We start from the raw sequence: 25,593 nt of genomic DNA on the forward strand, positions 1-25,593 counted from the left end.
AGAAGGTGAATGTAAAATGAATTTAGTTAAAAAAGGTGCTGTTCTATTAATGGCAGCAACAATGGCATTATCTAGTGCCGCTTGTTCAAATAGTAAAACGGAGGGGAAAGCTGAAGCACAGGCAAAGGTAGCACCAGTTGAAAAAAATGGTGATAAAACTGTAATTCGTTTCTGGCACGCGATGGGTGGAAAAACACAAGGTGTATTAGAGGGGCTTGTTGCAGACTATAATAAGTCACAAAATAAATACGAGATAAAGCCAGAGTTCCAAGGGACATATGAAGAGTCTTTAACGAAATTTAGAACGATGTCTGCTACTAAAGAAGCGCCAGCTCTTGTTCAGTCGAGTGAAATTACAACAAAATATATGATTGATAGCAAAAAGGTTACACCAATTGATAGTTGGATAAAAAAAGATAAGTATGATACTTCAAAATTGGAAAAAGCAATTACAAATTATTATTCAGTTGATGGAAAAATGTATTCTATGCCATTTAATTCATCTACACCAGTATTAATTTATAATAAAGATGCTTTTGCAAAGGCGGGCTTAGATCCAGAGAAGGCTCCGAAAACGTATGCGGAATTACAAGAAGCAGCGAAAAAGTTAACGATTAAAGAGGGCGGAAATGTAAAACAATATGGATTCTCAATGCTGAATTATGGTTGGTTTTTTGAAGAATTGTTAGCGACACAAGGCGCTTTATATGTAGATAATGAAAATGGTCGTAAAGATGCTGCAAAGAAAGCGGTATTTAACGGTAAAGAAGGACAAAAAGTATTTGGAATGTTAGATGAATTGAATAAAGCTGGTGCACTTGGAAAGTATGGAGCAAGTTGGGATGATATTCGTGCCGCGTTCCAGTCCGGACAAGTTGCTATGTATTTAGATTCTTCAGCTGGTGTTCGCGACTTAATTGATGCATCTAAGTTTAATGTAGGCGTGTCGTATATTCCGTATCCAGAGGATTCGAAACAAAATGGTGTTGTTATTGGTGGAGCATCATTATGGATGACGAATATGGTTTCAGAAGAAACACAACAAGGTGCTTGGGACTTCATGAAATATTTAACGAAGCCAGATGTACAAGCAAAATGGCATACTGCAACAGGCTATTTCTCTATTAATCCAGATGCATACAATGAACCGTTAGTAAAAGAGCAATATGAAAAATATCCACAGTTAAAAGTAACGGTGGAACAATTACAAGCGACTAAGCAATCTCCAGCAACTCAAGGAGCATTAATTAGTGTATTCCCAGAATCACGAGATGCAGTTGTAAAAGCACTAGAAGCAATGTATGACGGAAAGAATAGTAAAGAAGCGTTAGATGAAGCTGCAAAAGCAACAGATAGAGCAATTAGTATTTCAACTCGTACGAGTCAAAAATAAGAAAAAGCCGTATCCGAAAAAGGATACGGCTTTTTTCAAGGAGATAAGGGATCAAAAAAATGAAGAAGTCTTATCTCTTTTATATGAGTAAAGGGTCTAGAGTGAATTTTGTCCTTTTCATTATTTGTTTAACTCCATTGCAACTTGTTTGCCATTTACGAAAACCTCTGCCACTGCTACTACAACTTCTATCACTTTTTTCATTTCTCATCTCTCCTTGTTCTTTGTTTCATTTCTTACTTTTAGTATAAGGAAATATTACACTTGCAACTATCGAATTGGATGACAAGAGACTTACATTGTTGTAAGGATAAGCGTTTTATTTGTAATGAAGTTGAGTTCAGAAATCTTTGTTGTTTTGAACTATAATTAGAAAGAGAGTGCCTTAGAAAGAAGGGGATAATATGAAAAGAATTCTTGTTATTAGTGATATTCATGGAGAAATAGAAAAGTTTGAACAGTTATTAGAAGAAGCTCAATACGATGCAAGACAGGATCAATTAATTTTATTAGGTGATTATGTAGATCGTGGTCAAAATGCGCGTGCTGTAATTGAAAAGGTAAAAGATTTAAAAGAAGAAGGTGCCTTTGTTTTAAAAGGAAATCATGAAGATATGATGATTAAGGCGTTAACGACTGATGAGGAACGTTCATGGAATCATTGGGTAAAAAGGAATGGTGGAGATAAGACTTTATATAGCTATGGCTTTGTAGAAGAAGATATTATGGTTAATGAGGGAGATTTTCAAAAACCGATTTTACAATCTCGTGTATTAGATGAACATGTAAAGTTTATTCAAGAATTAGATCATTACATTGAAACAGAAGAATATATATTTGTACATGCTGGTGTTGAGCCAATGAAACGAGTTTCTGAATCTGAACCATACACGTTAATGTGGATCCGTAATGAATTTCATAATGGATATAGCGGGGAAAAGGTTGTTGTATTTGGTCATACGGAAACAAAAACGCTTCATGGTAGTGAGGATTGCGGAGTATATTTTGGTAGTAATCGTATTATTGGAATTGATGGTGGAGCTGTGTATGGTGGTCAGCTAAATTGTTTGGAGTTGCCGAGTAAAAAGGTATATGTAATAAAAAATTGAAAGAGATAAGAGGAATCTTATTTCTTTCAATTTTTTATTAAGCTAAATTTAAGACAAAGCTTTTATAATAAAACTTTATATAAAGCAAAACTTCAGAAGGAAATAGTTAAAAATGAAATTACATAATGTGACTACATTCTTTTGTTATGAAGTAAATAGAATTGAACCCTATGGTGGAAGGTGAGAATATGCGCTTACTCGTAGTAGAAGATAATGCTTCGTTATTAGAGTCTATTGTCCAAATATTACGCGATGAATTTGAAGTAGATACAGCATTGAATGGAGAAGAGGGATTATTTCTAGCGTTACAAAATATATATGATGCCATTTTGCTTGATGTGATGATGCCAGAAATGGATGGTTTTGAAGTAATTCAAAAAATACGTGATGAAAAGATTGAAACACCTGTCTTATTTTTGACAGCGAGAGATTCTTTAGAGGATCGAGTGAAAGGGTTAGATTTTGGTGGGGATGACTATATCGTTAAGCCGTTTCAGGCCCCAGAATTAAAGGCGAGAATTCGCGCTTTGTTACGACGAAGCGGTAGTCTAACAACAAAGCAGACCATTCGATATAAAGGGATTGAACTGTTCGGAAAAGATAAAGATGTTCAAGTAGATGGGCAAGGTATTAAGCTAACATTAAAACAATATGAGCTTCTCGAGTACCTTGTTCAAAATAGCGGTAAAATTTTAATGCGTGAACAAATTTTTGATCGTGTTTGGGGATTTGATTCAGATACGACAGTAGCAATTGTAGAAGTATATGTCCATCATTTACGTAAAAAATTAGAGCCATTCGGTTATCAGAAAGATATTCAAACCGTTCGAGGTATTGGGTATATATTAAAAGAACAATGAAAAAGGGAAGTATGTTTCAGAAGACGCGCATTCGATTGACTATATTGAATTCATTAGTATTTATCATTTTGATAGGTGTATTAGGTAGTATTATTTATTCGTACACATATAAGCGTATTTATAATGAAATGGATCAATCTATAAAAATGATGGCTCAGTTTGGAAAAAAATTAGATGCTAAAATATTACCAAGAAAACGTATGGAGAACATTAAAATTGGAGATCCACGGGTAACTAAAATAACTTGGAATGGGAAAGTAGTAGAGATAGAGGGAGATAACCATAAATTTCGTTCTAGCTTTGAAGGGAATTTAGATCAGTTTTTTCCAAAGAAGTTAGGGGATTTGCAAGATATTGAAGTGCAAGGACGATATTTTAGAACCTTTGCGTTTAAAGAAGATGGGAAAATAGTTCAAATTGTACGTGATACAACAGCGGAAGAAGAGATGCTAAATACTTTATTTTTAATTCTTGTTATAGGTTGTAGTGTAGGAAGCTTATTTGCAATAGGAATCGGCTTTTTCTTAGCTGGTAGGGCACTCGTACCTATTCAAAATTCGTGGGAAAAACAGCAGCAATTCGTTTCGGACGCATCGCATGAATTAAGGACACCGCTTGCGGTTATTCAATCCAAAACAGATATATTATTTCAGTCACCATCTGCGACAATAGAAGAAAAAGCGATGGATATTTCTACGATTTCAAAGGAGTGTAGACGGTTATCTAAGCTTGTAGCTAATTTATTATTGTTAGCACGTTCGGATTCTAATCAAATTGAGATGGATAAGAAAACATTTGAAATGGATACATTGTTAGAAGAAATAGTAGATCCATATAAGGAGATTGCTTCTTATCAAGAAAAAGAGATGATATTAAAAGTAGAGCATGGTATATCATTTATGGGTGATAGAGAGAGAATTCATCAAATGATGGTCATATTGTTAGACAATGCGATGAAGTATACGAATGAAGGTGGTCATATTCAAATCGATTGTACGCAAACGAACAGTTCGATTCGTATACGAGTGAAAGATGATGGGATAGGAGTGAAAGATGAGGATATCCCCAAACTCTTTAATCGTTTTTATCAAGGGGATAAAGCGAGAAGTGCGTCAGAAGGAGCTGGATTAGGCCTTTCAATCGCGAATTGGATTGTAGACAAGCATTATGGGAAAATATTAGTAGAGAGCAAATGGGAAGAGGGTACTTGTTTTGAAGTGATTCTTCCTAAAAATCAAAGAATATAAGTGAGAAGACGATCTTGTTTTTACAAGGTCGTCTTTTTTTAAGGGAAAGTTAAGAAACTATTTATAACATGTATGATATACAGAAAGTTCGCCGTATGAATAAGCAATTATAAAAAGGTATTTGAGCAGATTATATCAATCATAACGTTATTTCGATTATGTATAGGGAATGATGTAAAAGAAAGTGTAAGAGGGAGGAATTAATTTTGAAAAAGAAAATGATGACGGTATTCACTATTGGAGTAATGAGTTTAAGTATATTAGGCGGTGCCTCTCCTTCTGAAACATCAAAAGGAAAGACAGACTACAAGCAGCGCAGCAAAGAACAATTAAATAATGGAAAGATACATGCGGTACATACAGAAGAAAAGGCAGAGAATTTAGGGATTGAAACGGAAGGGAAAGAACAAATCACGCTAGAAAAAGAAATCCATGAGACGGAAGTAGGAAGGGAAGCAGAACAGTTAGGAATTTCGATTGAAGGAAAAGACGTTGGAACTCTTTCTGAAGAAATCTATGAAACAAAAATAAAGCAAGAAGCGTTAAAGCTAGGCATATCTATAGAGAATAAAACGATTGTAAATTTAATTAATCAAATTAATACGATTAAAATTAACAATGAAGCGGATAAATTAGGCATTTCGGCAAATGGAAAAGAAATAGAGGACATTGAGGAAGAAATCTATGGAACGAAAGTAAGAGAGGAAGCAGGGAAGTTAGGTATTTCCCAAAAAGGAAAAGAGATAGAAACGTTAGCACAAGAAGTGTATGAACAAAAAGTACAGGAAGAAGCAAAAAAATATCATATTGATTTGTATGGTAAAGATATATATCAAGTATTAAAAGAAATTAATGAGCAAAAAGTATTACAAATGGCAGATGAGCTTAATATGGATAAAACGAATATGAACGTTCAAGAATTAGCCGAAAAAATAAAAAAAGATCAGCCTGAAAAAGGAAAAGAACTAAATTTTGTACCGGTGATTCGCACGGATGCTGACGCGTTTTATTCTTATTTAACGAACTAAAAAGGGCGTGAGAGTGATACGGAGATGGAAGTGGTATTTATGTATGGCCTTACTCGGTATAGCAGTATGGAACGTATATACAAATGGAATTACAAAGTATGTGGAGAAGTTAACATTCTTCCATATACGAAGCGGAAAAGAAGCAGAGTTTAGTAATAATGGTGAAAAGGTCATCTTATCAAATGTACCTTTAATTCAGCAATTACCAGAGCTAGATAGAGGCTGTGAAGTAACAAGTTTAGCGATGCTATTACAATACGCAGGTGTTTCAGTAGATAAGATGCAATTGGCAAGTGAAATCAAAAAGGTTAATTTTTTAGATGACGGTGTAAGAGGGAATCCGAATGAAGGATTTGTAGGAAATATTTATACTTTTTCTGAATCTGGATATGGTGTATATCATGAACCACTTTTTCAATTAGCAAAAAAGTATTTACCTAATAAAGCTGTAGACTTAACAGGGAAGAGTATAGAAGAAATGTATAAGAGTGTAAAATCAGGACAACCGGTAGTTATGATTACGAATGCAACATTTGCACCATTAGATGAGGATGAATTTACTACATGGGAAACAAATAGCGGAGATGTTTCTATTACGTATAATGAGCATTGTGTTGTGCTTGTTGGATATGATAAGGAATTTGTATATATTCGAGATCCTCTCAGTGAAAGTTTGGATGTAAAAGTACCGAGAGATCGTTTTGAAGAGGCATGGATGCAAATGGGGAGTCAGGCGATTAGTTATGTGAAAAGCAATTAGTAAGGAAAGGGATGTAAGGAATTATAAGAGGAGTTTTTGTGGGTGTATTTTGTTAAGAAATAAGAGAACTTCAGCTTATTATATAAGCTGAAGTTCTCTTATTTTTTATGATTAAATCTTTAGAAGTAGTGAATATGTAAAAATGCATAATTGACGAAAAAATTACATGTTATCATTATATATTGTTTTATACATGTTTATTGTATAAAATTACACAAGTATTCGCATTACATAAAGGAGGCTTATTATGCAAAAAATATTTAACTGGGTTAAATGTATGAGTATCAAGAAAAAATTAATCATTTCATTCTTTCTTATTTTAACTATACCAGGACTTATTATCGGTGGTGTTTCATATCAAACTGCCAAAACAAATTTTGAACAACAAATCACAGGTAAAGCAAAGGAAAACATTTCGATTTTAAATACTGTTATTTCTCAAAATATAGAAGAGAAATTTGTTGATGCAGCATACTTTGCAGACATCTTAACAGAGGATACATATCCAAACGGGCAAGAAGAAATAGTAAGAACGAAGTTAGCACAATATATAAAACTTCATCCAGAGGTAGAAGGCATTTATATTGGAACGCAGACGGGAAAGTTTATAAGAGAACCATTTATCCAAATGGCTGATGGGTATAATCCAACAGATAGATCTTGGTATAAAGAAGCGCATGGAAATAAAGGGAAAGTCATTGTTACTGCACCATATCAATCAGCATCTACCAAAAATATGGTAGTGACAATTGCTAAAGAAGTAAAAGATGGTAAAGGTGTTATAGGAATTAACTTAAATTTAGATAACATCTTAAAAATTTCCAAAATGATTAATATTGGTGAAAAAGGTTATGCAGTTATTTTAGATCAAAATAAGCAAATTGTTAGTCATCCATCTAGAAAACCAGGTGCAAAAGTTACTGATCCTTGGATTAAACCAATTTATGAAGAAAAACAAGGAAATGTTTCTTATACAGAACAAGATGATAAAAAGAATTTAATCTTTGCAACAAATGAGCAAACGGGCTGGAAAGTAGTTGGAGTTATGTTCGATGAAGAAATTACCCAAGCTGCCAGTCCAATGTTTTATAAGACTTTTATTGTCATAGCTATCGCTATTGTATTTGGTAGTGTATTAATTTATTTCATTACAAAGTCTATTACAAGACCATTAAGAAGAATAGCTGACTCGGCACATAAAATTAGTAAGGGAGATTTGACAGAGAAAATTACAATCCATTCCAAGGATGACATAGGGAAATTAGGGGATTCCTTCAATGAAATGTCTGCCTCTTTACAAGATGTGATTACTCAAATTAGTTTTTCAGCAGAACATGTCGCTGCATCGGCTGAAGAGTTAACAGCGAGCGTACAGCAAGCGAATGATGCGACAGATCAAATTACAATTGCAATGGAACAAGTATCAGGTGGGGCTGAATCACAAAGTCAAGGTGTTGAAGAAGGTGCGGCTACATTACAACAAGTAAATACAGCAATTCAAGATGTAAATGGAAGCGCGGAATCAATTTCTATCTCCTCATTACATGCGAGAGAAAGAGCTGAAGAAGGGGAAGAATTGGTTGAACAAACAGCAAAACAAATGCAGTCTATTTCTAAATCGGTATCCGAGTCAGATGCTATTATTAAACTTCTTGATGAGAAATCAAAACAGGTAGGAGCTATTTCTGAAGCAATTCAAAACATTGCTACCCAAACGAACTTATTAGCTTTAAATGCGGCTATTGAAGCAGCAAGAGCAGGTGAACAGGGCCGAGGGTTTGCTATTGTAGCAGATGAGGTTAGAAAATTAGCGGAGCAATCAGGAGAATCATCTGGAGAGATTGCAAATTTAATTGCAGAAATTAAGTCTGATATTGAACATACTGTTAAGGCGATGGATAATGTGAATGGAGAAGTTCAACAAGGCCTTGATGTTGTAACAAAAACGAAAGTAAGTTTTACGGAAATTTTAAGTTCTACTACACATATTGTTTCTCAAGTAAATCAAATGGTAGAAACAACGAAGAGAATTGCTGGAGATGCAAATGAAGCGACAAATGCTATTGATGAAATTGCAGCGGCTGCAGAAGAAAATACAGCTAGTATGCAAAGTGTTGCTGCTTCAACAGAGGAACAAATGAATTCAATGGAAGAAATTAGTTCAGCTTCGCAAAATTTAGCTGAGATGGCCGAAGAACTACAAGCGATGACTAGTAAATTTAAAGTATAATAACAGCAGATAAGTAAGGTGAAAATAATATCACCTTACTTATTTTTCTATTTAGCAATTAGGGGAGTCATTAACGGGATGAAAAAAAGAAAAAGACTATGGAATTTATGGAAAACGATTACATTGCTAGTTTGTACAGTTGTAATTTTTTCTTTACTTGTGACAGATATATTAATTAGTCATAATGTAGAACGGATGACGGAGGATAGCCAAGCAGAGAAAGCAAGAACAATTGCACACATTGTGGCGAATGATTCGATTGTAATCGATGGTTTGACTGGGAAAGCAGATACTTCTGCAATCCAAACGTATACAAATAGAATATTAAAAAACACAGGTGTTCAATTTATTGTAGTTATGGACATGAATGGAATAAGAAAATCACATCCAAATCCTCAAAAAATAGGTCATCATTTTATTGGGGGAGATGAAGGGCCTGCATTGAAAGGAAAGGAACATGTATCGCTGGCAGAAGGAACGTTAGGTATTTCAATGCGAGTGTTTGTACCTGTATTTTCTGAAACAGGTGAACAACTTGGAGCGGTGGCCGTTGGTATTTCAGCAGATAATGTAAAAGAGAGAGTTAAGGAAAGTAGACATATCATTTATATTGGAGTTGGAGTACTAGTCGGAATTATAGGAGCAATATTACTAGCTAGACATATAAAGAAAAGTTTATTTGGTCTTGAACCTCACAGGATAGCAAAAATTCTTGAAGAAAGAAATACGATGCTACAATCTGTAAAGGAAGGTATTATTGCTGTAGATAAAGAGGCCAATGTAACTTTAATAAATAATGAGGCAAAACGATTGTTTAAGAAAAGTGGTCTTGAAGAAGATTTTATTGGTAAAGATGTTGAGTTGTATATGCCTAATTCACGTATAAAAGAAGTATTACAAACGGGAGAGGTACAATTAAACGAAGAACAAAATATTTATGGAATTACGATTGTGACGAATCGTGTTCCTTTATATGTAAAAGGAGAAATAGTTGGTGCGATTGCAACATTTCGTGATAAAACAGAGATTAGAAAATTAGCAGAAGAATTAACTGGTATTAGACTATATGCGGAAGCATTACGGGCACAATCGCATGAATTTATGAATAAAATGCATGTTGTATTAGGGCTTACACACATGAAGCAGTATGAAGAATTACAGAAGTATATAAGCGGTATGGTATCAGAGCATCAATATGAAATTGGTGGGGTTATGGAAAGAATAAAAAGTCCAGTATTTGCTGGTTTTTTACTTGGGAAACTTAGCTATGCTAGAGAGAAAAATATAAAATTAATCATAAGTGAAGATTCTTACATGCCGGAAATAGATGATGAAAGTATTATTCATGAACTAATTACGATTGTCGGAAATTTAATTGATAATGCATTAGAGGCAGTGACGAATTGTGAAAAGAAGCAAGTTGAACTTGAGATACAATATGGGGATACATTAACTATTACAGTACAAGATACAGGAAAAGGTATACCAGAAGAAGAAATAGGGGCATTATTTACGAAAGGTTATTCCACAAAGGGAGATAACCGTGGTTATGGCTTGTATCTTGTAAAAGAAAGTATACAGAGAATAAATGGGGAAATTCATATGCATTCATTAGTAGGAAAGGGCACAACGATAACAATTGAAATACCTAAAGGTAGGGATGAGAGGCAAATATGATTAAAGTTTTAATTGTAGAAGATGACCCGATGGTAGCAATGTTAAATACGCATTATTTAGAGCAAGTAGGAGGGTTTGAACTTGTTCAAGCAGTTAACTCCGTTAAAGAAGCGATAGAAGTATTAAAGGAATCACGAGTAGATTTAGTATTACTTGATATTTTTATGCCTGAAGAAACTGGATTTGAGCTTTTAATGTATATTCGGAACCAAGAAAAAGAAATCGATATTATGATGATTTCAGCTGTACATGATATGGGAAGTATTAAAAAAGCATTACAATATGGTGTAGTAGATTATTTAATTAAACCATTTACATTTGAACGATTTAAAAAGGCATTAACTATATATCGAGAAAAACTTACTTTCATGAAAGAACAACAAAAAATTAGTCAATCGGAATTAGATTCGTTAATTTTGCAAAAAGAAAAAAGAGAGCCTACTGTCACTCAAGAGCTTCCAAAAGGATTAACGAAGCAAACGATGCGATTAATTTGGCAGAAGATCGAGTCGTTGAATGGACGAGCATTTACAACAGACGAAATGGCACAATTAGTAGGAGTTTCAAGAGTTTCTATTCGAAAGTATGTAATGTTTTTGACTGAAATTGGAGTATTAGAAAACGAAATGGTGTATCAACATGTGGGAAGACCAGTGAGTAAATTAAGATGTATTGACTAAAATAAAATAGAGTTTTACGTATAAGCGACTTATTATAAGTCGCTTATACTTTTTTTAATTACAAAATCAATTACAAAACTTACAAAAACTATTTTTACTATTGAAAGCGTTTTAATATTGTTATTAAGAAAACAAGGGGGTGCCATATGGGAATTCAAAAGAATGTGGAAGCGGTATCATTTCCTGAAGGAAATGAAGCACAAAGAGAATCGTTCGCTTCTAAAATTATGAATGTAAAAATCGGTGTTATACCTTTACCGTTATATGTAGTATTGGCTGCTATTATTTATGGGGCATCTGTATATAATAAATTGCCAGCAGATATGATTGGTGGATTTGCAGTTATTATGATTATGGGTATTTTCTTAGGCGACATTGGGATGAGAATTCCAATTTTGAAAAATATCGGTGGTCCAGCAATACTTTCGTTATTTATTCCATCATTACTTGTATTCTTTAACTGGATGAATCCAGCTTCAATGGAAGCTGCAACTATGTTAATGAAAAAATCGAACTTTTTATATTTATATATTTCTTGTTTAGTAGTCGGAAGTATTTTAGGAATGAACCGTAAAGTGTTAGTACAAGGTTTCGTTCGTATGTTTATTCCCTTAGTAGTAGGGACGTTAGCTTCTGTAGCAGTAGGATTATTGGTCGGTTCACTATTTGGATTTGAAATGAAGCAAACATTCTTCTTTATCATCGTACCAATTGTGAGTGGTGGTATCGGGGAAGGGATTTTACCATTGTCATTAGCTTATAGTGATATTTTAAATGAATCATCAGCAACGTTTGTATCGCAGCTTATTCCAGCGGCTATTATTGGAAATATGTTCGCAATCGTGAGTGCAGGGTATATGAAGCGTTTAGGTGAGAAGAAGCCGGAACTTAGTGGTAACGGTGTATTAGTGAAAACAGATAATCAAGCAGAGTTATTAAAAGAACAAAATACAGAGAAGCCAATTGACTTCTCATTAATGGGAGCAGGTTTATTAATTGCGTGTACGTTCTTCATCTTTGGAGGATTTGCTTCTAAGTTCATCGGTATTCCTGGAGCAATCATTATGATTTTTTCAGCAGCACTTGTGAAATATTTTAAATTAATGCCAGCAAAAATGGAGCAAGGAGCATTCCATTTATATAAATTTATTTCGAAGAATTTAACTTGGCCGTTAATGGTCGGATTAGGGTTGCTATATATTCCGCTAAAAGACGTAGCAGCAGTTCTTTCAGTAGGATATGTTGTTGTGTGCGCATCAGTTGTCCTTACAATGGTAGCATCAGGTTTTCTTGTAGGGAAAGTGATGAAAATGTATCCAGTTGAATCAGCAATTGTAACGGGATGTCATAGTGGTTTAGGTGGAACTGGAGATGTTGCTATTTTATCAGCTTCAAATCGTATGGAATTAATGCCGTTTGCGCAAATTTCAACACGTTTAGGCGGGGCAGCAATGGTTGTAACAGCGACAATTTTATTAAAAATATTTTCATGATCAAACAAGCTAGCTATATTCATATAGCTAGCTTGTCAAATTAAGGGGAGATTATAAGTATGTTAGAGAATCAAATTAATGAAAGATCATTGTTATTGCATAAAGAATTAGTAGGGAAAATTGAAATTACAAGTAAAGTAGAAGTAAATTCAGCGGATGATTTAAGCCTGACATATACACCAGGTGTAGCGGAGTCTTGCAAAGCAATTGCGGCGGATGAAGAAACAGTGTATGACTATACAGCACGCGGTAATATGGTGGCAGTTGTTTCAGATGGAACAGCGGTACTTGGTTTAGGGAATATTGGACCGAAAGCAGCTATGCCTGTTATGGAAGGGAAGAGTATTTTATTTAAGAAATTTGCGAATGTAGATGCTTTCCCGTTATGTTTAGGTACGACTGATGTGGATGAAATCGTTACCCTTGTGAAAAATTTAGAGCCTACGTTTGCAGGAATTAACTTAGAAGATATTGCGGCACCACGTTGTTTTGAAATTGAAAAGCGATTAAAAGCAGAAACAAATATTCCTGTGTTCCATGATGATCAACATGGAACCGCTATTGTCGTCTTGGCAGCTGTTATTAATGCATTAAAAGTTGTTAGCAAACAAATGGATAATGTGAAAATTGTTATTAACGGTGCGGGTTCGGCAGGAATTGCAATTGGAAAATTATTATTAAAGGCTGGTGCAAAGCGCATTACGTTAGTTAGCTTAGAAGGTATTGTTTGTGAAGGTGAATCATGGATGAACGAAGCACAAATTGAAGTTTCTAAAAAGACAAATCGAGAATATGTGCGTGGAACGTTAAAAGAAGCGATTCATCAAGCTGATATTTTTATTGGCGTATCTGCTCCTAACGTATTAACGAAAGAACTTGTACAAACGATGAATGAGAAAGCAATTGTGTTTGCTATGGCGAATCCAATTCCAGAAATCTTCCCAGAGGATGCATTAGAGGCTGGGGCAGCTGTAGTAGGAACCGGGCGCTCGGATTATGCGAATCAAGTAAATAATGTATTGGCGTTCCCAGGGATATTCCGTGGTGCGTTAGATGTGCGCGCGACGGATATTACAGAAGAGATGAAATTAGCGGCAGCATATGGGATCGCTAACATCATTACGGACGAAGAACGTAATACGAATTATGTAATCCCGAATCCGTTAGATAAAAGAGTTGTTCCAAGTGTTGCGGAAGCGGTAGCGAAGGCAGCTATTGATTCAGGCGTGGCGCAAATTACGACAATACCAAGTTATTAATAGCAAAAAGCAGTGCCTAAAAAGGCACTGCTTTTTTGAGATAAGAAATCAAAATAATGAAGAAGTGTAGAATTATTTATGTTTCTTCACTATTTATTTAATTCCATTGCAACTTGTTTACCATTTACTAAAACCTCAGTTACTGCTACGATCACTTCTATCACTTTTTTCATCTCTCATCTCTCCTCATTTCATTTCTTACTTTAAGTATAAGAGAAGAGAGATACTTCAACTATCGAAGTACATGACGTAGAAATTACATTGTTGTAAGAAAGTGGTTTATTTTTGTCACTTTACTTAGCGGTGATTACAAATTGCTCATAATATTTTTCATTTACATATATGTTTAATACCCATAATCCAGATGAAGGTAGTGACATAGTGAGTGGGAGTTCGGTTGTAGTAGAATCAATTGTATTTGAAGTAGTCCAAGTTGGTTTAGAATTTTCTTGTTGAAAGAGTACGGGTGTTGGGGTTACTGATCCTTGTTTTAGTGCAACAATAGATAGTTTTCCAGTTGGCATTTCAGGATCTAAAAAGTACCACATCATTTCATTGTGTTCATTTGCGATAATAGGTTTATCAGCCATTGCGACTTTTTCTTCGATGCCTTTTAAAGGTATTTTTTCTTGTATGAAGGAGGGTGTTTCTTCCCAATTTACATCTTTTAAAACGCTAAGATGAAAGAAGGAAGGTGCATTAACTTGAGTGGATGACGTTGCGATAGCTTCTTTTTTAGGTGCTTCTGAATCAGGCTGCGCTTGTGTGCATCCAGCGATGAGAAAGGAGAGAAGTAGCATAGTTCCAATTTTTTTCATGGTGTCACACTCCTAATTTTTATTGTTAGTGTAATTGTATTTGCTAGAAAGCGGGACAATTCCTTTAAAACGTCAAAAGAGGTCGTAAGTTTTGTACGACCTCTTTTGACATTTTCTATATTTGCTCAGTTGTAAAGGTTGGTTCTCGTTCTTTTTGCGGCATCGTTAAGAAAATAACAGAAAGAACGATACATACGCCGCCTAGTAATTGATAGGCTCCAAAGGATTCATTTAGCCAAGCGATTGAAACAATGGCAGCTACAAGTGGTTCAATGCTAGATAAAATGCTTGTTTCTGTTGCTGCTAAATATTTCAGACTACCGATATAGAGAAGGAAAGAAAGGGTGCCACTTATGATGATAAGAATAAGCATAGAAAAAGGTTTTGGTGTAAAAGTTTGTGAAAGCTGATTCCATTCAAACGAGCGATTACAAATAAGCAGGGCAATGCCACCGATTAACATCCCCCAGCCAATTACTACAGTTGTTCCGCATTCTTTAATAAGAGAAGCTGGATGAAGGGTATAAAATGCAAAGCCAATTGCTGTTAATAGACCAAAAATAATGGCTTCTTTTGATAAAACAATATTTTCAATTGAACCGTTTGTAATAATAAAGTACGTCCCTGTTAGTGCTGTTATAATTGCGAGTAGTTGCAGAGAAGCAGGGAATTTTCGTTGTTCAAATGCGACATAAATGGTAATAAGAACAGGACCTAGAAATTGAAATAATGTCGCTGTGACAGCATTACTAATATGAACTGTTTCGATAAAGGCATATTGGGCACCGAGCATGCCGAGAATAGAGAAAATAATAAGTTGTATAGAATGTCTAGGATGTTTCCAAATTTGAAATATTTTTTGTTTCTTTATAAGCAAGAAAGATAAAATAAATATTCCCGCAAGCAACAAGCGAATTGTTAAAAAATCAATTGAGGATACATTAGTATGCTGAAATAGCCACTGAATCATTGGACCAGATAATCCCCATAATGTAGCCCCTGTAATAATCATAATGAGTCCGATACGTCTACCATTGTTCATTATCATGTTTCTCCTCTCCGGTATTTGATTTTTTATGTGTGACATGATAAAAGGAATTATATATAACTTCTGGTACTGTAAAAAGTATCAGATATTAGTTTTATTAAGGGGTCAGATATTGTGTTAGAATTAACGCCTAATTTAAATACGAAAAGTAAAATAGCATTGTACGTGCAATTGTATGAGTATATAAAAAAAGAGATTAAAGATGGAACGATTCCGGCTTTAACAAAATTACCTGCGAAAAGAAAGCTGGCGAGCTATTTACAAGTGAGTAAGAATACAGTAGAAGCGGCTTACGAGCAATTACTTGCAGAAGGTTATATCGAATCGGTATCGAGAAAAGGTTATTTTGTATGTGAAATTGAACAAATGATTTATGTAGAAGGAAGCGAAGTGAAAGTAGAAGAAGTGCCGTTTCGGGAGGAGAACTATACATTTGATTTCACCCAAACAGGGGTTGATACGAATACGTTTCCGTTCACTATGTACCGTAAGCTTATAAATGATGTATGGCAGCCACATAATAATGAGTTGCTTTTTCTTGGACACCCTCAAGGAGAATTGAGCTTAAGGGAGGAAATTGCGAGCTATTTGTATGAATCTAGAGGTGTACGTTGTTCAGCTAGTCAAATTGTATTAGGAGCGGGAACGCAAATATTAGTGAAGCTACTTTTTCAATTGTTGAAGGGAAGTAATTATGCAGTTGAAAACCCAGGTTATCATAGGAAAATGGTCGTTTTTGAACAGGGAGAAAAGAAGGTTCAAATGTTGTCTTTAGATAGGGATGGAATTTGTATGGCGGATTTAGAGAATAGCGATGCAAATGTTGTATTTGTAACGCCTTCTCATCAATTCCCATATGGAATGATTATGCCTATTACGAGAAGGACGCAGCTTTTACAATGGGCAAAGAAAGAAGAAGATAGATATATTATTGAAGATGATTACGATAGTGAATTTCGCTATTCAGGGAAGCCAATTCCAGCACTACAAGGGTTAGATACAGATGGGAAAGTTATTTATATGGGGACGCTATCAAAAGCTTTATTGCCCTCATTACGAATGAGTTATATAGTATTACCGAAGAATTTAATTAACAAGTATCAAAAGGAATATTTGTTTTATACGCAAAGTGTTTCAAGAATGGACCAAGAAGTGATTAGAAAGTTTTTAAATGAAGGTTATTGGGAAAAACATATTCATAAAATGCGTGTCGTCTACCGGAAAAAGAGAGATCGACTTGTTTTTGAAATAGAAAAGTATTTCTCTAATCGTGTTGAAGTAATAGGAGAAGATTCTGGATTACACATTTTATTACAAGTGCATAATGGAATGCGAGAAGAAGAACTCATTAAAGAAGCTGCGAAATATAGTATTAAACTATATCCTGTTTCTACGTATTATAAAGAAGGTACTGCACCTGAAAATGTAGTTTTACTTGGATTTGCGATTTTATTAGAAGAAGAAATTGCGAAAGCGATTCAATTATTACATAAGGCATGGTATACAACAAAGTAAAAAAACATCCTCCAAGAATGAGGATGTTTTTTATTATTTATTTTCATCTAAGAATAAGACCATATGCTCTTCGTCCCAATATTGTCCGTTATATTTTAACGAACGTTCTTGCACACCAAATGTTTTAAATCCTAATGATTCATAAAGTTTTTTTGCTCCATCGTTGCCAACAACAACATCAAGCATAACTTGTTCTACTTCTAAAGATTTAGCAAGTTCAAGACATTCTTTAATAAGTGCTTTTCCTGCTCCAAGTCCGCGTGCTTTTGGAGACACATATACAGAACCGATTTTAGCTTTATGTTCTTGTTTTACATATGGTTTCGTTTCCAGTGTTGCAACCCCGATTAATTGTCCATCTTTAAATGCACCTAGCGTATAGTTTTCATCTTGTGCTAATTTTTGTGCTTTATATTCAATCGCACACTCTTTATTAATAATATCTTCATAAGAAGAGCTGAAAGCTTCAGGGTTTTGCTTTAATCCTTCTACACGAAGTTCTAAGTAAATTTCCGCTTCGTCTTTTGTTAATACATGGATATCCAATTATATCACCCTCCAAATCTTTGCAAATGTACCTTTATTTTATATTGAAATAAGAATAATTTCAAAAGCTTAGCTTATATGAGCTGATTTTATGAACAAAATAACACCAGTAGTGTTTACTACTACTGGTGTTTTCACACGCATCTTATTCAAAAGGTAGCTCAATTATAAAGTTTGTTCCTACTCCTAATTGGCTTGTTACTAGAATGGAACCGTTATGCAATTCTACAATTTCTTTTGCAACAGCTAGCCCAATACCTTTGCCGCCAGTAGCCCTCGTTCTGGATTTATCAACACGATAAAAACGATCAAAAATATGCGGGATATCTTCTTCAGGAATACCTTCTCCTTCATCGTCTACACTTATTGTAAAAGAATTTGTTTCCGTGAGTACACGTATTGTAATAGAGGTGTTTTCTGGCGAATGTTGATAAGCATTGTGTAATAAATTTAACATAACTTGTTCCATACGTCTTTCGTCTATGCAAACTTCTAAATTATCTTTGCAATATACATGGAGTTGCATTTGTTTATTTGTTAATGTTGTTTTTGTTTTTTCAACCATTCGTTCTAAAAATGGCCTAAGAATCACTTTTTGTTTTTTGATAACAAACTGGTGTTGTTCTAATTGCACCAGCATAAATAAATCTTGGACGAGATCAGTCACACTATCTGTTTCATCCTCAATGATTTGTAAGTATTCTTCACGCTCTTCTTTCGTTAAAGAGTCCCTTTTTGCTACCTTCGCATAACCTTTCATATAGGTCAATGGCGTTAATAGTTCATGGGCGACACTAGCAAGAAATTCATTGCGTTCTTTTTTCATATAAGTCAGTTCACTGGATAAATCTTCAATCGTCTTTGCTAAGCTTCCAAGTTCATCATTCCGTTTAATACCTAATTGAATTGGCTTATTTAATTTTGACATTTTTTCTGTTGCCCTCTTCATTTTTATAAGCGGTTCTGTAATAACACGAGAAAAAACAAAGACAGAAATAGTCGTTAAAATAATTGTCACAACACTAATGATAAGAAATTGGTTCATAAGTTTAAGTAACATATTTTCTAAGAAAGATGTTTTTAACAACATATATAACTTTCCTTGAAATTCTTCTGTGTTAAGTGGACTTACCGTTGTGATGAATTTTGATTTTTTCCAGTTCTTTTCGACGATCAATCCGCCTTTTGGAATAGGTTCTGTTTTACAAGTAAGTTGTTTTTGCATTGCCTTTGTTACGGGTTCTGAAGTGGAAATGATTTTGCCATTATTGTCAGTTATAATGATAGCTATATCAGAGTTAGCGATTGATTCTGATTCTACTAAGTGTTCAGCTTCATCCGCGATATCAAACTCTGGATACATAGGACGTTTAGGATTTTTATTGTATTCAGCGCGTTCGACGTGTTTCTTTTCTTTAGCAATTGCACTCCACTTTGTGCGATTTGTATTTTTGCTACTATAGCGATTGCCTTTTTCTAAAAGAGCAAGTGTTTCTTCCTCAATCCGCATTGTTGAAATACTTTTGTAAAAAGATACGAAAGCAATTGTTTCAATACATAAAGCTAATATTAAAAAGTATGTCCCAATTTTAAGTGAAAGTTTACTCATTTTCTCACCATACCTTATTTCATATAAAGGGTCAGTGATATACTATTGTCCACTGACCGAAGTAATTATTCACTTTTCCATTTATATCCGACTTTATAGACAGTTTCTAAGTAATTTTCAACTGGAAATCCTTTTTTGCGTAATTTATCACGGATATTGCGGATATGTGAATCGATTGTTCTATATTCAATGTCTGTTTCATAACCCCAAATTTTTTCGATTAAATCATCTCGGCTATAAGCACGGTTTGTATTTTGTAAAAATAGTCCAAGTAACGAAAACTCGATAGGCGTTAGTGAGATTTTTTCATCATATACTGTGACAGTATGTTTCGTTTTATCCCACTCGATACCATTGAAGCTAACGAATCCATCTTTCTTTGTACGGCGTAATATAGCCTCAATTCGTGCAACCAATACATGCTCATCAAATGGTTTTGTAATATAGTCATCCGCGCCCATAGTGAGGCCTTTCACCATATCGTAATTTTGATTACGAGCTGTTAGCATAATAATTGGAACGTTGGAAATTTGACGGATTTGATAGCAAGTATCCCATCCATCCATATTCGGCATCATAACATCTAACAAAATAATATCGAAGTCTTTTTGTTCTATTAACTTTAGTGCTTCAAGGCCAGAGGTAGCTTTCATACAAAAATAGCCACGAGGACTTAAGAACAGATCTAATAATCGTAACATGCGTTCTTCATCGTCTACTAATAAAATTTTTACCATAATCTTGTGCACCCCAAACTGTTCATTCTACTTGTATAGTTTACATGAAAATAATAAAAAACTCTTTTTATGTGATTGAGTGGAAGAGTTATTTGTCGCTCAGAGTAATTGACATAAAAAATGCACTAGTTTTGCACAACTATTTTTTATAATAGAAAACGTAGCGACACAAAATACCCTATGTTGCGACATAACGTCATGTCATTTTATTTATAAAATGACAATTCCATTCTATTGTGTATGTGAGATAGAGAGGGTTTTCGTATTCACCTCGCATCGGATAAGAAAAATTTCCTATCTCACACTTTTTTTAAAAGGAGATCATACACATGAATCCAAAAGAAGAAATTTCAAAAAAAGAAAAGCAAGATCGTAATACGGTTGTCATGTGCATTGCCGTATCTATGGTTATTATTATAAGTTGTGTAAATAAAATTTTGGGGATTTTATAATATAAAAAAGCTTATTGCTTCTTAAGAAGCAATAAGCTTTTTTCGTTGTTAGGGGGAGTGTTCATATAATAAACCAAGGTAAAATTGCTAACCCAGAAGTTACAATTGCTGTAGTAAATATTAAAAGCATAGCTCGTTTGTTTTGTTTCATGTCACATTCTCCTTCATATATCAATTGAATGCTATACGTTCATTTTATGATTGATGCCTCACTTTATACTTTTAGTATAATGAATGGAAAGGTTTGGTACGATCGATAAAGGTGACATGAAGATTACATTGTTGTAATGAAAAAAGCACCTTCCTTAATAAGAAGATGCTTTGAAAAAACTATATTGAAGTATTAATCATTTAAGAACAGAACCATATGTTCCTCGTCCCAGTATTGACCGTTATGCTTTAATGAACGCTCTTGTACGCCGTAAGTTTGGAAACCTAATGATTCATATAATTTTTTGGCACCAGCGTTACCAACTACAACATCGAGCATAAGTTGTTCTACATGTAATTTATCCGCGTTTTCAATAATTGCTTTAATTAGAGCTCGTCCTGCCCCAAGGCCACGCGCTTTAGGGGAAACAAAAACGGAACCGATTTTTGCTTTATGTTCTTGTTTAATGAAAGGCTTTGTTTCTAAAGTAGCAATGCCGATTAAATCGTTATCTTTGAAGACGCCTAGAGTATACTTATCCGGATTGCTTAATCGTTTTGCCATAGCAGCTACAGGATCCTCATGTTTCAGAACATCTTCATAAGAAGAGCTAAAAGCTTCCGGGTTTTTCGTTAAACCTTCCATACAAACTTTTAAATATATTTCTGCGTCCTCTGTCGTTAATAAGCGAATTTCCATAGTTGTAACCTCCTTGATCGATTTCAAATAAAATAAATCCATTACTTTTATAAGATTGTGTATGCGTATTGGTAGCAGTCTCTTTTAATTTGTAAAAGAATGAAAAGATATATGCTACAATGTTTTGTTTTTAATATGTAATGAAATTATATATTAACTTTATTAACTATTCAAGTCTTTAATATGTTACATTTTCATAACTAAAATAACTCCTCGGTTGAGGAGCTATTTTAGTTATGCGATTGATAGCCATCAATTCGATGTGGGTGTGTGTAAATATTGCAAGAGTCATTTCTAATAAATCCTACGATTGTAATGCCTAAATCATGAGCGAGTTGCAATGCTAGTTTTGTTGGAGCGGATTTAGATAGAACAATTTCACATCCGATTTTTGAAACTTTGAGTAAAATTTCGGATGAAATGCGCCCGCTAAATGCAATGATTTTTCCTTTAACGGATATATCGTTGCGCAAACAATGACCGTATATTTTATCTAATGCATTATGTCTTCCGATATCCATTCTTGATAGGAGGATCTTGTTTCGATCACATAGAGCGGTATTATGAACACCACCGGTTTGGCGAAATGTAGTGGAAGATCGTTGTAACGTATTCATTAAGTAAAAACATTCTTCAGGAGTAACTTTCACGTGTATATCATGTAAATCTTTTGCTTTTGCTGCATCGTTAACGAAAATAAAACCTTGTCTACCTTTTCCGCAGCAAGAAGTGATGTATCGCTTATTATATAAAGTTTGATAGAGCGGATTTACTTTTGATGATTTTACATGGACAATTCCGTTATCTTTTTGCATCCATAATTCTTCAACGTCTTTATAAGAAGAAATAATTCCCTCAGAAATTAAAAAACCAATTACCATATCTTCAATATAGGTTGGTGTGCATACGACTGTTACATATTCTTCACCATTCAATTTAATAGTAATAGGAGATTCTGTAACAATCTCATCAAGTTGTTTTGAAAATGTACCAGATTGATAGCGTACAATTGTATAAGTTTCTTGCGTAGGCTCCATATTAAATTCCCCTTTTATATGTATTTCTCTCCCATGTTTATCATAAAACAATGGAAAAAATAAAAATACCTATTAGGAAGAAGATCACAGATTATTTTGGTTATTATTGTATATGTACGATATAATAGAACTGTAGAATAGTGATATTTTCAAGCTTTCGTAGTTATACCTTATAACATCTAGAATCGACTTCATAAGAAAAGTATTCGGGCAGAGCGTTTCAAAAATATGTACAGTAATGCAGTTTTGAAAACGGATTCACAATTGTGTTGTACAGTTGGTTGTAAGGAGAGGGGAAACTATGGCAGAACAGACAGTCCGTGTAACCGTGGATGGTAAAGAATTTTCCACATCGGGTGAAAAGACGATACTACAATTATTTAACGAGAGTAATTTGGAACATCCTCAAATTTGTCATGTACCAGAAGTAGATCCAATTCAAACTTGTGATACGTGTATTGTAGAAGTAAATGGGAAGTTATTGCGTGCTTGTTCAACGAAGCTCGAGAACGGTATGCATATCGAAAGACAGTCCCAGCGTGCAAAAGAGGCACAGACTGAGGCAATGGATCGAATATTAGAGAACCATTTATTGTATTGTACCGTTTGTGATAACAATAATGGTAACTGTAAAGTCCATAACACAGTACATATGATGGGAATTGAAGAACAGAAATATCCGTATGAGCCGAAAGTAAGTGCTTGTGAAGTGGATATGTCACATCCGTTTTATCGGTATGATCCAAATCAATGTATTGCTTGTGGACAGTGTGTAGAAGTATGTCAAAACTTACAGGTTAATGAAACTATATCGATAGACTGGAACTTAGATCGTCCACGTGTTATATGGGATCATGGTGTAAGTATAAATGACTCATCTTGTGTAAGTTGTGGGCAATGTGTAACAGTATGTCCGTGTAATGCGTTAATGGAAAAATCAATGTTAGGTGAAGCCGGGTTCATGACAGGATTAAAACCAGATGTGTTAGATCCGATGATTGATTTTGTAAAGGATGTAGAGCCGGGATATAGTAGTATTTTAGCGGTTTCAGAAGTAGAGGCTGCGATGCGTAAGACGAAAGTTAATAAAACAAAAACAGTTTGTACATTTTGTGGTGTTGGTTGTTCCTTCGAAGTATGGACGAAAGATCGCCATATATTAAAAGTGCAACCTGTTTCAGATGCACCGGTTAATGGTATTTCCACATGTGTAAAAGGGAAATTTGGATGGGACTTTGTAAATAGTGAAGATCGCATTACGAAGCCATTAATTCGCCAAGGCGATATGTTTGTTGAAGCTACTTGGGAAGAAGCGTTAGAAGTTGTTGCTTCTAACATGCAGCATATTAAATCTGAATACGGCAGCGATGCATTTGGATTCATTTCTTCTTCGAAAGTAACAAATGAAGAGAATTACCTTATGCAAAAACTAGCTCGTCAAATATATGGAACGAATAATGTGGACAACTGCTCCCGTTATTGCCAATCTCCAGCGACAGACGGTTTATTTAAAACTGTCGGTATGGGCGGGGATGCTGGAACAGTGAAAGATATAGCGGAAGCAGGCCTTGTTATTATCGTTGGTGCGAATCCAACAGAAGGACATCCTGTACTTGCGACGAGAGTAAAACGTGCTCATAAATTACACGAGCAAAAACTAATTGTAGCAGACCTTCGTAAGCATGAAATGGCAGAGCGTGCGGATTTATTTATTCATCCGCGCCAAGGTACGGATTACGTATGGCTTGCTGGTATTACGAAATATATTATTGATCAAGATTGGCATGATAAAAAGTTTTTAGCTGAAAATGTGAAGAACTTTGATGAATATAGCAAAATGTTAGAAAAGTATACGCTTGATTATACAGAAGAAATTACGGGGATTTCGAAAGGAAATCTGAAAGACATGGCTCGTATGGTATATGAAGCAGATGGTACTTGTATACTTTGGGGAATGGGTGTAACGCAAAATACAGGAGGAAGTACGACATCAGCAGCAATTTCAAATTTACTACTTGTTACGGGTAACTATCGTCGTCCTGGTGCAGGTGCATACCCATTACGAGGACATAATAACGTACAAGGTGCTTGTGATATGGCAACATTACCAAACTGGCTTCCTGGTTATCAAGCAGTATCAGATGATACGCTTCGTGCGAAATTTGAAAAAGCATACGGTACAACTATTCCGAAAGCACCAGGATTAAATAATATTGCAATGTTACTTGCAGCGGAAGAAGGAAAACTACGCGGTATGTATGTGATGGGTGAAGAAATGGCTTTAGTCGATTCAAATGCGAACCATGTGCAACATATTTTATCGAATTTAGACTTCCTCGTTGTTCAAGATATGTTCTTATCAAAAACAGCTCGTTTCGCCGATGTTATTTTACCAGCGGCACCAAGCTTAGAAAAAGAAGGAACGTTTACGAATACAGAGCGCCGTATTCAAAGGTTATATGAAGTATTGAAACCGCTTGGTGATTCAAAACCAGACTGGTGGATTTTGCAAAAAGTTGCTCGTGCACTAGGCGGGGATTGGAATTACGAAAGTCCAAGTGAAATTATGGATGAAATCGCATCACTTGCACCGTTATACTCTCAAGCGACGTACGACCGTCTAGAAGGATGGAATAGTTTATGTTGGGGTAGTCATGATGGTAGCGATACACCGCTATTATATGTAGATGGATTTAACTTCCCAGATAAACTTGCTCGTTTATCATTAGATGAATGGGTGCCACCGGTTGTAGCGCCAGATGAGTATGATTTACTTTTAAATAATGGTCGTATGCTAGAACATTTCCATGAAGGGAACATGACGAATAAGTCGGCTGGTATTTTATCTAAAGTATCTGAAGTATTCGTTGAAATCTCACCTGAACTCGCTATAGAGCGCAATGTGAAAGATGGTGGTCTTGTGGAATTAGCATCACCATTTGGAAAAATTAAAGTACAGGCGCTTGTTACAGATCGTGTAACGGGGAAAGAGCTATATTTACCGATGCATGCAACGATAAATGAAGAAGCAATTAATATTTTAACTGGGACGGCAACAGACCTTTATACATGTACACCAGCATATAAACAAACTATGGTGAAAATGCGTGTATTACGTGAAAAAGGAAATCGTCCGTTACCATCTTCAAACCCGCGAGATAAAAAGCGTAATCCGCAAAATGGTGTTGAAATCGAGCAAAAGTGGCAAAGAAAACAATACGTATCACTTGTGGACTAGGGGGCGG

General features: G+C 34.9%; 21 protein-coding genes and 1 pseudogene. 15 read left to right on the forward strand and 7 right to left on the reverse strand.

From position 1 onward, the window contains the following. Nucleotides 1–16 precede the first annotated feature (16 nt). The 12 genes and pseudogenes from PDL00_RS22535 (at nucleotide 17) to PDL00_RS22585 (ending at nucleotide 13,736) form a co-directional block, all read left to right on the forward strand. Nucleotides 17–1,393: an ABC transporter substrate-binding protein gene (locus PDL00_RS22535; protein ID WP_242257108.1), complete on the forward strand. Its 1,377-nt coding sequence runs from the start codon at nucleotides 17–19 to the stop codon at nucleotides 1,391–1,393. Nucleotides 1,394–1,797: 404 nt separating this feature from the next. Then, the gene (locus PDL00_RS22540; protein WP_242257109.1) at nucleotides 1,798–2,502 is read left to right on the forward strand and encodes a metallophosphoesterase family protein; all 705 of its coding nucleotides are present in this window, start codon (nucleotides 1,798–1,800) and stop codon (nucleotides 2,500–2,502) included. 188 nt (nucleotides 2,503–2,690) lie between these two features. Beyond that, on the forward strand, nucleotides 2,691–3,362 hold the full coding sequence (locus PDL00_RS22545) for a response regulator transcription factor (RefSeq protein ID WP_242257110.1): 672 nt from the start codon (nucleotides 2,691–2,693) through the stop codon (nucleotides 3,360–3,362). Beyond that, nucleotides 3,359–4,609, forward strand: a complete 1,251-nt coding sequence (locus tag PDL00_RS22550; protein ID WP_316251376.1) for a sensor histidine kinase — start codon at nucleotides 3,359–3,361, stop codon at nucleotides 4,607–4,609. The genes PDL00_RS22545 and PDL00_RS22550 overlap by 4 nt, the downstream gene beginning before the upstream one ends. Nucleotides 4,610–4,815: 206 nt before the next feature. Then, the gene (locus PDL00_RS22555) at nucleotides 4,816–5,637 is read left to right on the forward strand and encodes a transporter (protein ID WP_270731231.1); all 822 of its coding nucleotides are present in this window, start codon (nucleotides 4,816–4,818) and stop codon (nucleotides 5,635–5,637) included. Between the two features lie 13 nt (nucleotides 5,638–5,650). Next, nucleotides 5,651–6,397, forward strand: coding sequence for a C39 family peptidase (locus PDL00_RS22560; RefSeq protein ID WP_242256252.1), 747 nt, complete (start codon nucleotides 5,651–5,653; stop codon nucleotides 6,395–6,397). Nucleotides 6,398–6,674: 277 nt separating this feature from the next. After that, nucleotides 6,675–7,688, forward strand: a pseudogene (locus tag PDL00_RS34910) (cache domain-containing protein); the annotation flags it as partial. Between the two features lie 120 nt (nucleotides 7,689–7,808). Further along, on the forward strand, nucleotides 7,809–8,627 hold the full coding sequence (locus PDL00_RS34915; RefSeq protein ID WP_442868346.1) for a methyl-accepting chemotaxis protein: 819 nt from the start codon (nucleotides 7,809–7,811) through the stop codon (nucleotides 8,625–8,627). A gap of 78 nt (nucleotides 8,628–8,705) precedes the next feature. Further along, the gene (locus tag PDL00_RS22570; protein ID WP_270731233.1) at nucleotides 8,706–10,304 is read left to right on the forward strand and encodes a sensor histidine kinase; all 1,599 of its coding nucleotides are present in this window, start codon (nucleotides 8,706–8,708) and stop codon (nucleotides 10,302–10,304) included. Further along, nucleotides 10,301–10,984 carry a response regulator gene (locus PDL00_RS22575; protein ID WP_270731234.1) on the forward strand — a complete coding sequence of 228 codons (684 nt, stop codon included), beginning with the start codon at nucleotides 10,301–10,303 and terminating at the stop codon, nucleotides 10,982–10,984. Before PDL00_RS22570 ends, PDL00_RS22575 begins: the two co-directional genes overlap by 4 nt. Nucleotides 10,985–11,130: 146 nt before the next feature. Further along, entirely contained in the window at nucleotides 11,131–12,477 is a 1,347-nt protein-coding gene (locus PDL00_RS22580; protein ID WP_270731235.1) for a 2-hydroxycarboxylate transporter family protein, read from the forward strand. A 59-nt stretch (nucleotides 12,478–12,536) separates the two neighbouring features. Next, entirely contained in the window at nucleotides 12,537–13,736 is a 1,200-nt protein-coding gene (locus tag PDL00_RS22585) for an NAD(P)-dependent malic enzyme (RefSeq protein WP_097818144.1), read from the forward strand. Nucleotides 13,737–14,029: 293 nt separating this feature from the next. Here the strand turns inward: PDL00_RS22585 and PDL00_RS22590 are convergent, their stop codons facing one another. Together PDL00_RS22590 and PDL00_RS22595 are read right to left on the reverse strand one after the other, a co-directional pair. Further along, complete coding sequence (locus PDL00_RS22590; RefSeq protein ID WP_270731236.1) at nucleotides 14,030–14,554, reverse strand: DUF4871 domain-containing protein; 525 nt, start codon at nucleotides 14,552–14,554, stop codon at nucleotides 14,030–14,032. Between the two features lie 115 nt (nucleotides 14,555–14,669). Then, nucleotides 14,670–15,596: a DMT family transporter gene (locus PDL00_RS22595; RefSeq protein WP_270731237.1), complete on the reverse strand. Its 927-nt coding sequence runs from the start codon at nucleotides 15,594–15,596 to the stop codon at nucleotides 14,670–14,672. Nucleotides 15,597–15,716: 120 nt separating this feature from the next. Here PDL00_RS22595 and pdxR point away from each other — a divergent pair, with 120 nt between their 5' ends. After that, a complete protein-coding gene (gene pdxR / locus PDL00_RS22600) occupies nucleotides 15,717–17,117 on the forward strand; it encodes a MocR-like pyridoxine biosynthesis transcription factor PdxR (RefSeq protein WP_097818147.1) in 1,401 nt (466 codons plus the stop codon). A 33-nt stretch (nucleotides 17,118–17,150) separates the two neighbouring features. Here pdxR and PDL00_RS22605 read toward each other — a convergent pair whose 3' ends face one another. The 3 genes from PDL00_RS22605 to PDL00_RS22615 form a co-directional block, all read right to left on the reverse strand. Next, nucleotides 17,151–17,663 carry a GNAT family N-acetyltransferase gene (locus PDL00_RS22605; RefSeq protein WP_000351216.1) on the reverse strand — a complete coding sequence of 171 codons (513 nt, stop codon included), beginning with the start codon at nucleotides 17,661–17,663 and terminating at the stop codon, nucleotides 17,151–17,153. 145 nt (nucleotides 17,664–17,808) lie between these two features. Then, the gene (locus PDL00_RS22610) at nucleotides 17,809–19,272 is read right to left on the reverse strand and encodes a HAMP domain-containing sensor histidine kinase (protein ID WP_270731238.1); all 1,464 of its coding nucleotides are present in this window, start codon (nucleotides 19,270–19,272) and stop codon (nucleotides 17,809–17,811) included. A gap of 65 nt (nucleotides 19,273–19,337) precedes the next feature. Continuing rightward, nucleotides 19,338–20,009 carry a response regulator transcription factor gene (locus PDL00_RS22615; RefSeq protein WP_000238949.1) on the reverse strand — a complete coding sequence of 224 codons (672 nt, stop codon included), beginning with the start codon at nucleotides 20,007–20,009 and terminating at the stop codon, nucleotides 19,338–19,340. Between the two features lie 329 nt (nucleotides 20,010–20,338). Here PDL00_RS22615 and PDL00_RS22620 point away from each other — a divergent pair, with 329 nt between their 5' ends. Then, nucleotides 20,339–20,461: a hypothetical protein gene (locus PDL00_RS22620; RefSeq protein WP_001068388.1), complete on the forward strand. Its 123-nt coding sequence runs from the start codon at nucleotides 20,339–20,341 to the stop codon at nucleotides 20,459–20,461. A gap of 343 nt (nucleotides 20,462–20,804) precedes the next feature. Here the strand turns inward: PDL00_RS22620 and PDL00_RS22625 are convergent, their stop codons facing one another. Then, nucleotides 20,805–21,311, reverse strand: coding sequence for a GNAT family N-acetyltransferase (locus PDL00_RS22625; protein ID WP_000405874.1), 507 nt, complete (start codon nucleotides 21,309–21,311; stop codon nucleotides 20,805–20,807). Nucleotides 21,312–21,541: 230 nt separating this feature from the next. Continuing rightward, nucleotides 21,542–22,348 (reverse strand): formate dehydrogenase accessory sulfurtransferase FdhD, encoded by an 807-nt coding sequence (fdhD, locus tag PDL00_RS22630; RefSeq protein WP_270731239.1) that lies wholly within the window; start codon nucleotides 22,346–22,348, stop codon nucleotides 21,542–21,544. Nucleotides 22,349–22,649: 301 nt separating this feature from the next. On the opposite strand from fdhD, the gene fdhF reads away from it, so the two are divergent. Then, a complete protein-coding gene (gene fdhF, locus PDL00_RS22635; RefSeq protein ID WP_242256272.1) occupies nucleotides 22,650–25,586 on the forward strand; it encodes a formate dehydrogenase subunit alpha in 2,937 nt (978 codons plus the stop codon). The last annotated feature ends 7 nt before the right edge of the window (nucleotides 25,587–25,593 follow it).

The organism is Bacillus cereus group sp. TH152-1LC (genome assembly GCF_027710505.1).
GTDB lineage: Bacteria > Bacillota > Bacilli > Bacillales > Bacillaceae_G > Bacillus_A > Bacillus_A mobilis.

What these genes read in the sequence shown, in the direction of transcription:
- PDL00_RS22535 (WP_242257108.1), top strand. Translation starts at nt 17, where the DNA reads ATGAATTTAGTTAAAAAAGGTGCTGTTCTATTAATGGCAGCAACAATG.
- PDL00_RS22540 (WP_242257109.1), top strand. Translation starts at nt 1,798, where the DNA reads ATGAAAAGAATTCTTGTTATTAGTGATATTCATGGAGAAATAGAAAAG.
- PDL00_RS22545 (WP_242257110.1), top strand. Translation starts at nt 2,691, where the DNA reads ATGCGCTTACTCGTAGTAGAAGATAATGCTTCGTTATTAGAGTCTATT.
- PDL00_RS22550 (WP_316251376.1), top strand. Translation starts at nt 3,359, where the DNA reads ATGAAAAAGGGAAGTATGTTTCAGAAGACGCGCATTCGATTGACTATA.
- PDL00_RS34915 (WP_442868346.1), top strand. Translation starts at nt 7,809, where the DNA reads ATGGAACAAGTATCAGGTGGGGCTGAATCACAAAGTCAAGGTGTTGAA.
- PDL00_RS22570 (WP_270731233.1), top strand. Translation starts at nt 8,706, where the DNA reads ATGAAAAAAAGAAAAAGACTATGGAATTTATGGAAAACGATTACATTG.
- PDL00_RS22575 (WP_270731234.1), top strand. Translation starts at nt 10,301, where the DNA reads ATGATTAAAGTTTTAATTGTAGAAGATGACCCGATGGTAGCAATGTTA.
- PDL00_RS22580 (WP_270731235.1), top strand. Translation starts at nt 11,131, where the DNA reads ATGGGAATTCAAAAGAATGTGGAAGCGGTATCATTTCCTGAAGGAAAT.
- PDL00_RS22585 (WP_097818144.1), top strand. Translation starts at nt 12,537, where the DNA reads ATGTTAGAGAATCAAATTAATGAAAGATCATTGTTATTGCATAAAGAA.
- PDL00_RS22590 (WP_270731236.1), bottom strand. Translation starts at nt 14,554, where the DNA reads ATGAAAAAAATTGGAACTATGCTACTTCTCTCCTTTCTCATCGCTGGA.
- PDL00_RS22595 (WP_270731237.1), bottom strand. Translation starts at nt 15,596, where the DNA reads ATGAACAATGGTAGACGTATCGGACTCATTATGATTATTACAGGGGCT.
- PDL00_RS22610 (WP_270731238.1), bottom strand. Translation starts at nt 19,272, where the DNA reads ATGAGTAAACTTTCACTTAAAATTGGGACATACTTTTTAATATTAGCT.
- PDL00_RS22615 (WP_000238949.1), bottom strand. Translation starts at nt 20,009, where the DNA reads ATGGTAAAAATTTTATTAGTAGACGATGAAGAACGCATGTTACGATTA.
- PDL00_RS22620 (WP_001068388.1), top strand. Translation starts at nt 20,339, where the DNA reads ATGAATCCAAAAGAAGAAATTTCAAAAAAAGAAAAGCAAGATCGTAAT.
- PDL00_RS22625 (WP_000405874.1), bottom strand. Translation starts at nt 21,311, where the DNA reads ATGGAAATTCGCTTATTAACGACAGAGGACGCAGAAATATATTTAAAA.
- fdhD (WP_270731239.1), bottom strand. Translation starts at nt 22,348, where the DNA reads ATGGAGCCTACGCAAGAAACTTATACAATTGTACGCTATCAATCTGGT.
- fdhF (WP_242256272.1), top strand. Translation starts at nt 22,650, where the DNA reads ATGGCAGAACAGACAGTCCGTGTAACCGTGGATGGTAAAGAATTTTCC.